Source organism: Flavobacterium antarcticum DSM 19726, assembly GCF_000419685.1.
GTDB lineage: Bacteria > Bacteroidota > Bacteroidia > Flavobacteriales > Flavobacteriaceae > Flavobacterium > Flavobacterium antarcticum.
Map to the genome: position 1 here is coordinate 393,769 of NZ_ATTM01000004.1, position 13,609 is coordinate 407,377.

The 13,609-nt window shown below is 34.1% G+C and carries 13 protein-coding genes; 2 read left to right on the forward strand and 11 right to left on the reverse strand.

All coding sequences use genetic code 11. The features are described from left to right. Nucleotides 1-235: 235 nt before the first annotated feature. The 9 genes from fabV to YWA_RS0109175 all read right to left on the reverse strand — a co-directional run bounded on the left by fabV (nucleotide 236) and on the right by YWA_RS0109175 (nucleotide 8,506). Nucleotides 236-1,426 (reverse strand): enoyl-ACP reductase FabV, encoded by a 1,191-nt coding sequence (gene fabV / locus YWA_RS0109135; protein WP_022828214.1) that lies wholly within the window; start codon nucleotides 1,424-1,426, stop codon nucleotides 236-238. Nucleotides 1,427-1,472: 46 nt separating this feature from the next. After that, a complete protein-coding gene (gene recN / locus YWA_RS0109140) occupies nucleotides 1,473-3,125 on the reverse strand; it encodes a DNA repair protein RecN (protein WP_022828215.1) in 1,653 nt (550 codons plus the stop codon). A gap of 66 nt (nucleotides 3,126-3,191) precedes the next feature. Then, on the reverse strand, nucleotides 3,192-4,082 hold the full coding sequence (gene porD, locus YWA_RS0109145; RefSeq protein WP_022828216.1) for a type IX secretion system protein PorD: 891 nt from the start codon (nucleotides 4,080-4,082) through the stop codon (nucleotides 3,192-3,194). After that, complete coding sequence (coaBC, locus tag YWA_RS0109150; RefSeq protein ID WP_022828217.1) at nucleotides 4,075-5,286, reverse strand: bifunctional phosphopantothenoylcysteine decarboxylase/phosphopantothenate--cysteine ligase CoaBC; 1,212 nt, start codon at nucleotides 5,284-5,286, stop codon at nucleotides 4,075-4,077. The genes porD and coaBC overlap by 8 nt, the downstream gene beginning before the upstream one ends. An 8-nt stretch (nucleotides 5,287-5,294) precedes the next feature. Continuing rightward, nucleotides 5,295-5,615 carry a DNA-directed RNA polymerase subunit omega gene (locus YWA_RS0109155; RefSeq protein WP_022828218.1) on the reverse strand — a complete coding sequence of 107 codons (321 nt, stop codon included), beginning with the start codon at nucleotides 5,613-5,615 and terminating at the stop codon, nucleotides 5,295-5,297. Between the two features lie 7 nt (nucleotides 5,616-5,622). After that, entirely contained in the window at nucleotides 5,623-6,420 is a 798-nt protein-coding gene (locus tag YWA_RS0109160) for an outer membrane protein assembly factor BamD (protein ID WP_026718703.1), read from the reverse strand. Nucleotides 6,421-6,593: 173 nt separating this feature from the next. After that, nucleotides 6,594-7,103: a ferritin gene (locus YWA_RS0109165; RefSeq protein WP_022828220.1), complete on the reverse strand. Its 510-nt coding sequence runs from the start codon at nucleotides 7,101-7,103 to the stop codon at nucleotides 6,594-6,596. Nucleotides 7,104-7,112: 9 nt separating this feature from the next. Then, entirely contained in the window at nucleotides 7,113-7,988 is an 876-nt protein-coding gene (gene dapA / locus YWA_RS0109170) for a 4-hydroxy-tetrahydrodipicolinate synthase (RefSeq protein WP_022828221.1), read from the reverse strand. Nucleotides 7,989-7,990: 2 nt separating this feature from the next. Continuing rightward, a complete protein-coding gene (locus tag YWA_RS0109175) occupies nucleotides 7,991-8,506 on the reverse strand; it encodes a DUF6913 domain-containing protein (RefSeq protein WP_022828222.1) in 516 nt (171 codons plus the stop codon). Between the two features lie 49 nt (nucleotides 8,507-8,555). On the opposite strand from YWA_RS0109175, the gene YWA_RS0109180 reads away from it, so the two are divergent. Together YWA_RS0109180 and YWA_RS0109185 are read left to right on the forward strand one after the other, a co-directional pair. After that, the gene (locus YWA_RS0109180) at nucleotides 8,556-9,335 is read left to right on the forward strand and encodes a 5'-nucleotidase C-terminal domain-containing protein (RefSeq protein WP_022828223.1); all 780 of its coding nucleotides are present in this window, start codon (nucleotides 8,556-8,558) and stop codon (nucleotides 9,333-9,335) included. A 1-nt stretch (nucleotide 9,336) separates the two neighbouring features. Then, on the forward strand, nucleotides 9,337-10,251 hold the full coding sequence (locus tag YWA_RS0109185) for a bifunctional metallophosphatase/5'-nucleotidase (RefSeq protein WP_022828224.1): 915 nt from the start codon (nucleotides 9,337-9,339) through the stop codon (nucleotides 10,249-10,251). Nucleotides 10,252-10,843: 592 nt separating this feature from the next. On the opposite strand, the gene ligA is transcribed toward YWA_RS0109185, so the two are convergent. Together ligA and YWA_RS0109205 are read right to left on the reverse strand one after the other, a co-directional pair. Continuing rightward, nucleotides 10,844-12,841 (reverse strand): NAD-dependent DNA ligase LigA, encoded by a 1,998-nt coding sequence (ligA, locus tag YWA_RS0109195; protein ID WP_022828226.1) that lies wholly within the window; start codon nucleotides 12,839-12,841, stop codon nucleotides 10,844-10,846. Nucleotides 12,842-13,118: 277 nt separating this feature from the next. Then, nucleotides 13,119-13,592, reverse strand: coding sequence for a DUF6495 family protein (locus tag YWA_RS0109205; RefSeq protein WP_022828228.1), 474 nt, complete (start codon nucleotides 13,590-13,592; stop codon nucleotides 13,119-13,121). Nucleotides 13,593-13,609 lie beyond the last annotated feature (17 nt).

Here is a 13,609-nt window from a genome sequence, read left to right on the forward strand (position 1 = left end):
CAACTCCAAATTGACATATATAACAAAAATTTTTACAATTGTTACAACTAGGCAAAAACGTATTAAATTTTCCCACGGACATCCTTAACCGATTATACCAACTGTATATTTATACTGAGTCAATAATTTTTACTGAATAAAAAAAAACGCTTTTTGAATAAAAATTTTCTTTCCATGTAGACCAAAAAAAAAAATCCAGACTTTCGTCTGGATTTTAATCAACTTTATAATACTACTATTTTATACTCTCGATCTGAACAAGTTCATCTGTGTCTTTGGCATAATCAACGCCATCTACATCAAAACCAAATAATCTGTAAAATTCAGTTCTATATCCTTCTAAATCTCCTAGCTCCGCTAAATTTTCAGAAGTAACTTCATTCCATAACTTCTCTACTTCAGCTTGAACATCGTCGCGCATTTCCCAGTCGTCAATACGAATACGACCTTTTTCATCTATTGGAACATCTTTCCCAGAAAACAATCGGTCTTGAAATAAACGTTGGATTTGCTCAATACATCCTTCGTGAATTCCTTTCGCCTTCATCGTTTTGTACAACAAAGAAATATACAACGGAATAACAGGAATTGCCGAACTCGCTTGCGTTACCAATGCTTTATTCACAGAAACATACGCTTTTCCGCCAATATCAGAAAGGTCTTTTGTGATTGTAAATGCCGTAGCTTCTAAATCATCTTTTGCTTTTCCAATTGTTCCGTTTCTGTAAACTGCTTCTGTCAATGAAGATCCAATGTATGAATAAGCAACAGTCATCGCTCCTTCTGCCAATAGATTTTCTTTTTTCAAGGCATCCATCCACATTTTCCAATCTTCACCTCCCATTACAATAACGGTATTTTCGATATCATCACCTGAACAAGGTTCGATACTTACTTCTGAAACTTTTCCTGTGTGAAAATCAACTGTGTTGTTAGTAAATTTTTCTCCAATTGGTTTCAAAACAGAACGATGCATCACTCCCGTTTTAGGATGTGTACGAACTGGCGAAGCCAAACTGTATATGATTAGGTCAATTTGTCCTAAATCTTTTTTAATTAAAGCCAATGTCTGCTCTTTAATTTCGTCAGAAAATGCATCACCGTTAATACTCTTTGCATACAATCCTGCACTTTTTGCTTCTTTTTCAAAAGCAGCCGTGTTGTACCAACCAGCAGATGCCGTTTTTCCTTCCGCCGGTGGTTTTTCAAAGAAAACACCTACCGTAGAAGCGTCCGATCCAAAAGCGCTTGTGATTCGAGAAGCTAATCCAAAACCTGTTGAAGAACCAATGACCAAAACACGTTTTGGACCGTCAATTTTCCCTTTAGATTTTACATAGTCTATTTGCTGTTTTACATTTCCAGCTGCTCCATCAGGATGTGCTGTCGTGCAAATAAATCCTCTCATTCTTGGTTCTATAATCATAAGATTCGTTTTTGTTTATTAGGTAAGGCAAATATAATTCAAAATATTAGTTAAGCAAGGTTTTAGCATGATTTATGGCCGCTTCAGAAAGGTCCTTTCCTGCAATCATTTCGGCTAATTCTTGAACGCGTTGCTCGTGCGTCAAACGTATAATTTGCGATTGCGTTTGATTGTCAATCGTTTCTTTAAAAACTTTGTAGTGTTGTTTTCCGCGAGCGGCAATTTGTGGTAAATGTGTGATTGAAAACACTTGCATATTCGCACTCATTTCTTCCATAATGAAAGCCATTTTATTTGCAATTTCTCCTGAAACTCCTGTGTCAATTTCGTCAAAAATAATCGTAGGTAATTTTGAATATTGTGCCAAAACTGCTTTCACAGCCAGCATGATTCGAGACATTTCTCCTCCCGAAGCTACTTTTTTCAACAAACCAAAACCAACGCCTTTATTCGCCGAAAATAAAAATTGCAATTCATCTTTTCCGTTTGTGAAATAGTTTTCCTTTGGCGAAAGCTGAATATCAAACTGCGAATTTGGCATTCCCAATTGCACTAAATAACCAACAAGCTTTTCAGCCAAAACAGGAATTGCTTTTTGTCTTCTTTGATGCAAATGCAATGCGACTTTATCTAAATCCTTTTCGTTGTTTTCCAAAGCTGTTTCCAACTTTGCAATCGCATCTTCTAAATCCTGAACAGCAAATGCTTTACTTTCCAATCCAGATTGAATGGATATCAATTGCTCAACAGTATTGACTTGGTGCTTTTTCTGTAGTGAATAAATCAATTGTAATTTCTGATTCAGCAATTCTAATTGCTCTGGATCATTTACTAATTGTTCTGCCAAAGTATTAATTTCCGAAACAATATCTTCAAATTCAATTAAAACCGAATTTGCTCGCTCTGAAATTGCATTATATTCGGTAGTTAGATTAGAAATTTTCTGTAAAGAAGTTCGGATTTCTTTTAAACTTTGGCTTACGCCAAATTGTTCTCCTTCTGCCAAAGACAATGATTTCTCTAAATTCTCTTTGATAAACTCGACGTTGTTCAATTGTTGAAATTGTTCTTCCAAATCCTCTTGCGAACCTGAAACCAACTTCGCTTCAACTAATTCGTTTAATAGAAAAGTATTGTAATCCTGTTCCTTTTGTGCATTTGAATACGCTTCGCGTTGCTTTTGCAATTCACTTTTGTTCGACTTATACGTTTTTAAAAGCAAAGAATATTCGTCCAATAAATCTCCATTTTCAGCAATTGCATCAATGATTTCAAATTGAATTTTTTCGTCTGATAACTCTTGTGTTTGCTGTTGCGAATGAATATCAATTAGATAAACACCCAATTCCTGCAAATCAGAAACATTTACCGGACTGTCGTTTACAAACGCACGCGATTTCCCCGATGGAAGAATTTCCCTACGAATAATTGTAAATGCGTCATAATCGAAATCATGACTTTCAAAAAAAGACTGTAAATTATATTTAGAAATAGAAAACTGCGCTTCAATTACGCATTTTTCTTCTTTATTTTTAAGTGAAGTTAAATCGGCTCTTTTTCCAAGAACCAAGCCTAAAGCGCCTAAAAGAATGGACTTTCCCGCACCAGTTTCACCGGTAATTGTGGTAAAACCATTTTCAAATTCAATAGAAAGCTTTTCTATTAAGGCAAAGTTTTTAATGGAAAGTGAAGTTAGCATTGTAGCATTTTAGTCGTTAAAGTCGAATTCTAAATTATTCTTTAAAGCGCAAAAAACAATTTAATTTTAAAATTTGATTCCAGCCCATTTAGAAGCATTCAATGGCGAAATTCGATTTAGATTGTCTACTAAATCAGCACTATTAATTTGGGGTCCACCCGAAAAAACAGAAGTAATTTCATCTGACTTTGCATCAAAAAACAAACGCGTTAAAAAAGCATTTGGGCGAACAGCATGAATTTTTTCTAAATCCATCAAAGCCCGCTTTACGCCTTCTTTCCCTTTAGTAACATCGTCGCTCATTAAATCCATACCGTTTCGGTGGTAGTTGTAAAGAACCAATTTGATCGGATCGTACGTTCCCGACATTAAATCATTTACCAGGAAAAAACGGTTTTGGCTACCACCGTCATTTTGACTCCAGCCTTTGTAGCTGCTTTGTTGTGCGACATTTACAATTTCTTGTGCTTTCTCATAAAATTCTTTACCAGAATTGTAGTCAAAAGTGTCGGCGTCTAAACCAATAATCACGTAAACGTAATAAGCAAGAGCCGAAATTAGATTAGAATCAAAGCTATTTGGATTGAAGTTAAGATTCTCATATTCAACATATCTAAAGCTAAAATCTTTATCGTTGTAATTTAAAACAGGGGAAATATAGCTTGAATTAAAAGTTGGACGAGAAGAACCTACTTGCAAAGTCGCTACAAACTGGTCCGAACCATAACTTGTGACATTGATGAAGACGCTGCAGTCAATTTTCTCGTTTTGTTTAAACTTCTTATTGGTCCACTTTGTTTTATTTATAAAATCAGTTAGTGCACTCTCAAGCGTTTTAAAAACCGATTGATTGCTGTTTGTCAAGCTTTGCGAATTGACCTTTACCACGCAATTCAATTCTTGAGATTGAACGCTGATGCAAAGAAAAATCGCAATAATAGAAAAAAGTTTAGTCATTATAATGGGCTATTACCTTGTTTAAAATATCTTGAGCAACCTTTCCTTTCGATTTTAAATCCATAGGTTCGATTGTGAAATTTTTATCAATAAACGTTACTTTATTGGTTGGCGTTCCAAAACCAGCACCGTCGTCTTGCAAAGAATTCAGAACAATCAAATCTAAGTTTTTTTTCTGAATTTTTGCCTTTGCATTTTCAATTTCATTTTCGGTTTCCAAAGCAAAACCTATTAAAAACTGATTTTTCTTGATTTCACCTAGAGAAGCTAAAATATCTTTAGTTCGTTCCATCTCAATATTAAAACTACTTTCTACCTTTTTTATTTTCTGTGAAGCGACATTTTTTGGTCGGTAATCCGCAACTGCAGCCGCTGCAATAGCAACATCTGTGTTTTCAAAATATTGATGACAAGCTTCATACATTTCCTGAGCAGAAATTACGCGAATTAAATTGATGGATTTCTGTGAAACATTTAAATGAGAAGGTCCTGAAATCAAAGTAACTTCAGCTCCAAGTTTCGCAGCCTCATTCGCAATTTCAAAACCCATTTTTCCCGACGAATGATTTCCAATAAATCGCACCGGATCAATTGCTTCATAAGTAGGACCGGCCGTAATTAGTATTTTCTTTCCACGTAACGGAAGTTTTCCTGCCAGATCATTTTCAATAAAAGAAACGATATTTTCAGGTTCGGCCATTCTTCCTTCACCCGAAAGACCGCTTGCTAATTCGCCTCTTTCAGCAGGAATTAGTATATTTCCGAAGGATTGTAACTTTGAAAAACTTGCTAAAGTAGAAGGATGTTTGTACATATCTAAATCCATTGCTGGCGCAAAATAAACGGGACATTTTGCAGAAAGATACGTAGCTAACAAGAGGTTATCGCAAGTTCCGTTTGCCATTTTAGACATCGTATTTGCAGTAGCGGGAGCAATAACCATTAAATCAGCCCACAGACCAATTTCAACATGATTGTTCCACGATGCATTCTCGTCTTCTTCGTTGTAAAAAGTAGAATAAACGGGATTTTTTGAAAGTGTCGATAAGGTCAAAGGAGTGACAAAATCTTTAGAAGCAGGCGTCATGATTACTTGAACCTCGGCACCTGCTTTTATAAAAAGTCGGACTAATGGAGCAGTTTTATAAGCGGCAATTCCACCAGAAACGCCCAGCACTATTTTTTTTCCGCTTAAAACCGACATCTAATATATTATTTAGTAGTTGCGTCTCTATGGTAGATTTTATCGTCTAACCATTCTTGAACTGCTAATGCATGCGGTTTTGGTAATTTTTCGTAAAATTTAGATACTTCAATTTGTTCTTTATTTTCAAAAATTTCTTCCAAACTGTCGTTGTAAGTAGCAAATTCCTCTAACTTTTCAGTTAATTCTTTTTTAATTTCAGAATTGATTTGGTTTGCTCTTTTAGCCATAATTGTGATTGCTTCATACACATTTCCAGTAGGCTGCTCAATTAACGATTTATTATACGTAATTGTGTTTACTGGAGCATTCGTCTTTTTTAAATCCATGACCTTATTATTTATTTGAAATTTGTTTTAATTCTTTTTCTATTCGATCCAACATCTGGTCCGATTCTTCTTTAAACTCTGAACTGGGATTGAATTTTACCAAGTTCAAATAAGCTGTTTTTGCATTGGTCAATCGTTCCTGTTTTTTACTATCAATACTATTTATTGCTAGTTTATAGGAAGAATCCAACTTGTAATACAACGCTTGTTCTTTATATTTCGTTCCCGGAAAATCGGTAACAAAGTTATCTAATACCACTACAGCCGCTTTGTGATCTGAAATCGTATTGTACTGCTTTGCAATTTCAAACGATTTTTTCTCTAGTTTTTCGCGTAAATCTTTAACAATAACATTCGCTTCCGCTAAAAACGGTGAAGTTGGGTAATTATTGATGAACGATTGTAATTTATCAATCGCTTTATACGTATCCACTTGATCCAAACTGTATCTTGGCGAAAGCTTCGAATAACTTAAAGCCGCTAAATAACTGGCTTCTTCTACCTTTTCACTTTTGGGATAACTCGACACAAAACTCTCGAATTGGTATCCTGCTGAGTAATACTGTTTTGTCTTAAAGTACGACTGAGCATACATGTAAAACATTTTTTCAGCTTGTGGACGCCCTCTGTACGAAGGTGCGATTTGCTCAAATAGACGAATCGCTTTAGCGTACTTTCCGCTATCATATTGCTTGGTAGCAACATCATATTTCACACCAATTTCATCGGTTTTTAAAGCTTTTTGATATTCGCCACAAGAGGTAAAAATCAGAACAAGTAAGAGTATTGAAAGTGTTTTTTTCATTTTAAAAATAAAAGTTTCTTGACTGCGAATTAGGTCGTTAAACCCAAATACGAATTGCCGAAACATAGCCGGCAAAGTTAATCATTAATTATGGACTACAAAATATTTTTTTCAGTACTAATTTCATGCAAAAAGCAACTGAAAAACAATTCTGAAATCGTCGTGTTTTAGAATTACTTTACAGCTGGAATTGGGCTTGTGAAGTTCTTCATTTCATTGTCAAAAAGATACAATCCACCTTTGTCGTCACCAATCAAATTGATTTTATCTAAAATATACCGTGCATTTGCCTCTTCTTCAATTTGTTCAGAAACATACCATTGTAAGAAGTTATGAGTCGCATAATCTCTTTCATCTAAAGTAATTCCAACCAATTCATTGATACTTTCCGAAACTTTTTCTTCGTGAATAAGCAACTGCTTGAACAAAATTTTATAATTTGACAAATCTAAAGTTGGCTCAACTGTTGCAGAAATTTTTGCTTCACCACCTCTTTGGTTGACGTATTTAACCAACTTCAACATGTGCATTCTTTCTTCGTCTGATTGAGCATACATAAAGGTAGAAATCCCTTCAAAGCCCTGTACTTCTGCCCAAGACGCCATCGCCAAATAAATTTGAGATGAATTTCCTTCTACACTAATCTGCCTATTTAAGGCTTCTTGAATCGTATTTGATAACATAATTTTGTATTAAATATTTTTAGTATATTCATTTAGTCGGTTTGCTAAATCTTCATTTACAGCCACTAACGGCAAACGAACTGTATTTTCTGCTAAACCTAATGCTTTAAAAACTTGTTTGATTCCAGCAGGATTTCCTTGCTCAAAAATCATATCTGTTGCGTTTGCAATTTTATAATGCAAAGCGTACGCTTGGTCTACTTTTCTTTCTAACCCCAAGCGAACCATTTGCGAGAATTCCTTTGGAAAACCTTCTCCAATTACAGAAATAACGCCCGAACCACCTGCTAAAACCATTGGCAATGTGATCATATCGTCACCAGAGATCACGTGGAAATTTTCAGGTTTGCCTTGAATTATCTTCATCGCTTGAACAATATCCCCAGCTGCTTCTTTAATGGCAACCACATTTGAAAACTCATGTGCCAATCGTAAAACCGTTGACGGCAACATATTACTTGCTGTTCTTCCTGGAACATTATATAAAATCACAGGAACCGGCGAAGCTTTTGCAATAGCGCTAAAATGCTGGTAAATCCCTTCTTGAGTCGGTTTATTGTAATACGGAGAAACAGACAATATAGCAGCAAATGCAGAGAAATCTCTCGTTTTCAATTCATCCACCAATTGCATTGTGTTGTTTCCTCCTACGCCTAAAACAAGTGGCAAACGTTTATTATTAGCCTTAATAATCGTGTCAATTACTAATTCTTTTTCTTCAGCATTCAAAGTTGCAGGTTCTCCGGTAGTTCCTAAAACTACTAAATATTCTACACCACCTTCGATAACGTGATTTACAATTTTTTCTAATGCCTGAACGTCAACAGAAAAATCTTTTTTAAATGGAGTTACAAGTGCCACTCCCGTTCCAACAAATGATTGCATAATTATATTTTATTTAGGATTTTTAGGTATTTAAATAATTCTTCGATAAAAACAGCGCTATTTTCGACTGTCGTTTGTATCATAAAATGATTGACTCTTTTGTCAATATTTGAAAAGCCAACTTTAAACGTCGCTTTTGAACGTTGTGTTACCAATAAAAGTGGCGCTTTTTCCACATCATAATAACTAATCAGCAAATCAAAGTTCTTGGCTTTAAAATCTACAATTTCTTGGTCGCCAATCGCTCCTGACCAACTTACGCTTTTTAAACTGAAAGAAGTAAAGTTTACGTCTCTCTTTTTGTTTTTATCGTGATACAAAAGTAAAGTAATTGACTGTTCTTCAATTCCTTTTGCTTTCAATTCCTGTAGTAATTGTTCTTTACCACTAAAATAGGTTTCATCAATCACCAATCCCACCGTTTTAATTTTATCAGATGAAAAACTGTCGGTAAAGATTCCAAAAGCCTTTTTTAACTTTCTTTTTAATAAAAATTTCTTCAAAAAATCTAAAAACATAGTACTTTTACTTCAATTTACAAATTTAATTAAATAAGTATAATTTGAGATGGTAAATCTAAAAAAGTATAATGCTTTATCTCGCTATTTTGTTTTAATCTTAACAGTTTTCACGTTGCTTTCGTGTGCTGAAAAAAAACTCTATGTCGATAAAATAGAAGGCAAACAAATTCCTGTTACGGAAAGCTTTTCGCAAACCCAATCTATTGAAGATTTTATAGCTCCTTACCGCAAACATATTGACGACGATTTAAATACCGTATTAGCGTATGCTCCTGAAAGTATTGACAAAAAAGGAATGTGGCAAACTAAAATTGGCAATCTGCAATCAACAGTTACGTTAGCAAGTTCGAATAAAATTTTCCAAATGCGAGAAAATAAAAGCGTAGACATTTGTCTTTTAAACAATGGCGGAATTCGTGCCATTATCAACAAGGGAAACATAACAACACGAACTGCTTTTGAATTAATGCCTTTCGAAAATAACTTAGTAGTTGTGGCTTTAAAAGGTGAACAAATTGTAGAAATGGTCAATTATATTATCGAAAAGAAAACACCTCACCCTTTAGCAGGTTTGACTTTTACAATCGATAAAAATAATGTTGCAAAGAATATTTTGGTTCAAAACAAGCCATTAGATTTACAGAAAACCTATTATGTTGCGACGAATGATTATCTATATAATGGAGGTGACAATATGAATTTCTTCAAGAAATCGACTGCAGTATTTGATTTAGATTATAAAGTAAGAAATGTTTGGGTTGATTATTTTAAAGAAGTTGACACGATTCCAATATTAACCGATATCAGAATCGTTAAAGAAAATTAATATGAAGAGGAGAGATTTTATTCAAAAAACAGCTACAGGTTCAGCAATTTTAGCATTACCAAGTTTACCATTAATGTCTTTTGGCAAACCAGACATTAAACATTTGACGATTTTACATACCAACGACGTACACAGTCATATCGACCCGTTTCCGGCTGATGACTCACGGAATCCAAATAAAGGCGGTGTTTCACGACGCGCTTCTTTGATCGATAGTATTCGCAAGGAAAATCCAAATGTATTGCTTCTTGATGCCGGTGATATTTTTCAAGGAACACCTTATTTCAACTATTACGGGGGCGAATTGGAATTCAAATTAATGAGTATGCTCAAATACGATTTGGCAACCATGGGAAATCACGATTTCGACAACGGAATTGAAGGTTTTTATGCTCAATTACCGCATGCTAAATTTGATTTTGTTTCTGCAAATTATGATTTCAAGAACACTATTTTAAATGAGATTGTTAAACCTTACAAAGTTTTCAATAAAGGCGGAATTAAAATTGGCGTCTTCGGTTTAGGAATTAAATTAGAAGGTTTGGTCGACAAAAAAATGTATCAAGAAACTGTTTACAACAATCCAATTGAAACGGCCGAAGAAATGACGCGCATTTTGAAACACGAAGAGAAATGCGATTTGATTATTTGCTTGTCGCATCTTGGCTATCATTACCAAAACGCACCTGAAAATATTTCTGATTTAAATTTAGCAAAGAAAACAAAAGATATCGATTTAATTATTGGTGGACACACACATACATTTTTGGAAAAGCCAACGATTGTGCTGAATAAAATGGGCGAACAAACTTTAGTAAATCAAGTGGGTTGCTACGGGATTAACTTGGGAAGAATTGATTTTTATTTTGATTATAATAAGAATAAAACGCATGAAGGACGGACGATTGTGGTATAATTCACGGTTATTTTTAAAATTAAAATCTCGCAATCCTGAAGTTTCGGGAGCGAAGACGCAAAGAAAATCAGTTCTCTACTTTACTTTTTTTAAACATTTTATAACTACTAAAAAACACTAATATCAAAATTAATAATTGCAGAATTCTGAAACTAATATAACTTGTGGTTAAAGTCTTTTTTTCATAAATCATCAAACCTTCTTTTACAGTTAACTTTTGGAAAGAAGTATTTTGAATAAAATTATTAAACAATATTAAAAGTATAATGCCGAGAATAATTATAATTAAATTTGAAAAATAACTTCTGAACTTTAATGTAATTTGCCTGAATAATGTAATTAAAAACATTAAAATTATCCAAAAATACAGTATGCTTTCAATCCCTGACATTTTTGAATACGATAGTTTAAATGCTAATTGTTCAAGGGGAAAAGCTATTCCATAAAAGAAGCTAAAAAGTAACAATACGATAAAAGACGATATAATATAGAATATTTCGGTAGTGAAAGATTTAATCATAATTATTTGTTTTCATGATAGTGTCACATTTTATTACTTTTCGACTTCGCGCCTTTGCGAGACAAAAAAGTTTTAATTTAACAATTCAACGAAATCACTTTCTGAAATAATAGCCACATTCAACTTTGTAGCTTTCTCTAATTTCGCCGGACCCATATTATCTCCTGCAATTACAAAATCGGTTTTTGCTGAAATGGAATTTCCTACTTTACCGCCGTTGTCTTCGATTTTCTTTTTTAATTCGTCACGCGAAAAAATTGTAAAAACACCAGAAACCACAAATGTTTTTCCTGCTAAAATATCAGTAGCATCTGGATTGATAATTTCTACGGTTTCTAATTGAACACCGTAATTTTTTAGTCGTTCGATAATCAATCGATTTTCCGCATTACTGAAATATTCTAAAACACTTTGCGCAATTTTCTCTCCAATTTCATCAACTAATACCAATTCCATTAATGTTGCTTGACTTAAATTTTCTATATTTTTATAATGCTTCGCCAACTTTTTGGCAACGGTTTCGCCAACAAATCGAATTCCCAAAGCATATAGAACACGTTCAAAAGGAATTTGTTTCGAAGCCTCCACTCCATTCACTAAATTCTCTGCTGATTTTTGAGCCATTCGTTCCAACGGAAGTAACTGCTCCACTTTCAAATCATATAAATCGGCATAATTCTGTACCAAATTATTTTCAAAAAGCAAAGCTACCGTTTCGCCACCCAAACCTTCAATATCCATCGCTTTCCGCGAAATAAAATGCTGAATTCGACCAATAATTTGTGGAGGACAACCGTAAAAATTTGGGCAATAATGATTTGCTTCGCCTTCACTTCTAACTAATAAAGTTTGACATTCGGGACAATGCGTAATGTATTTTGTAGGTTCTGAATTTGCAGGACGCCTAGTTAAATCGACAGCAATAATCTTAGGAATGATTTCACCTCCTTTTTCAACAAAAACGGTATCATTTACCCGAATATCTAATTTTTCAATTTGATCTGCATTGTGTAAAGATGCCCGTTTTACAATCGTTCCCGCAAGTTGTACCGCTTGCAAATTTGCCACAGGAGTTATCGCTCCCGTTCTTCCCACTTGATAGGAAATGGATTCTAATATTGTACTGACTTGTTCGGCTTTAAATTTATAAGCAACAGCCCAACGAGGTGCTTTTGCCGTAAAACCTAATTCATCTTGGTAATGTAAATTATTCACTTTAATCACGACACCATCCGTTTCGTAAGGCAAATCATGTCTGTGGATGTTCCAGTATTCGATAAAATCAAAAATACCTTTTGTGTCTTTTACCAATTTAGCTTCATTTGGCACTTTGAAACCAAAATTTCTCGCTTTTTGCAAACTTTCGAAATGTGTTTTAAATTTCACATCAGAACCAATAAAAGTATAAAGCAAACAATCTAACGGACGTTTCGAAACTTCAGCACTGTCTTGCAATTTTAGACTTCCAGAAGCCGTATTTCTAGGATTCGAATACGGAGTTTCACCAATTTCGATTAAGTCTTGGTTCATTTTTTCAAAACCTGCTAAAGGCAAAACAATTTCACCACGAATCTCAAAAAACTCAGGATAATCACCTTTCAATTGCAAAGGAACCGACTTAATTGTCTTTACATTATTAGTAACTTCATCGCCTTGAAAACCATCGCCACGAGTTACTGCTCGTTTGAGTTTACCGTTTTCGTAAATGATTGAAATGGAAGCGCCGTCGTATTTTAATTCGCACGTATATTCGAGTGGAATTTCGCCTAGTAATTTTTTAATTCTATTTTCCCAATCTAAAATATCTTCAGTTGAATATGAATTGTCTAACGAATACATTCGGTTTTGGTGCAAGACTGTATTGAAGTTTTTAGTAATCGTACCACCCACTCTTTGGGTTGGAGATGAAGCATCAAAAAATTCAGGATGTTTTATTTCCAACTCCTGCAATTCTTTCAACTTGACATCAAAGTCGTAATCAGAAATGACCGCATTATCCAACACATAATAGTTGTAATTGTGTAAGTTGAGTTCGTCTCGTAACGATTGAATTTGTTGAGAAATATCCATAAAAAAATTGGCTAAATGAGTGCAAAAATGAAAGCACTAATTTAGCCAATTTATATTAAACTCGAATACACAATCAATGTAGTTCCAAATTTTTTTCGCGTATTTCTTTTTAATGAATTTCTTTTAAATTCTAACAAGTCAAACGAAAGACTAGTAAAATTATCTCGCAAAGGCGCCAAGACGCAAAGTGAAAGATAACGCTTTGCGACTTGGCGTCTTTGCGAGACCAAAAAACTCTAATATTTATTATCGAAAACTTATTAAGAATTTAATCTTTTTACGATTCGATAATTTGATTTATTTGCTGGTATAATTGTCCGTCACTCAAGAAAGCGCCTTGCTGAATCAATTCAAACAAAGACGTATTCCTGTCTTTTTCAAACACTTTTTTACCAATTTTCATTTCAACATTTTCAGTAAACATATTGTCGCTCAACCATTGTAGACCTTCTTTCGTCAAAAAATCAACTTCTGACGCCATTACTTTCAACACAATTGAATTGACACCTCCTTCATTGGCACGAAAAAGAAAAATATGTTGTTTTGAAAAATGCTCTAAATAAACTGCTTTTGTAAGTACGCCTTCCCAAATCAAATCAGAAAAAACATCTAATTCTTGTTCAGCAACTTCTGGTTTATTTAGCTTAATGGAATCCCATTCCGCTTTATCAATGGATTGAGAAGCTAAAAAATTGATGAATTCTTGGTGCAATTCATCAAATTGTTCTTTTGTAAGTCTTGAGTATTTCATTTATGCTGAATTTATTT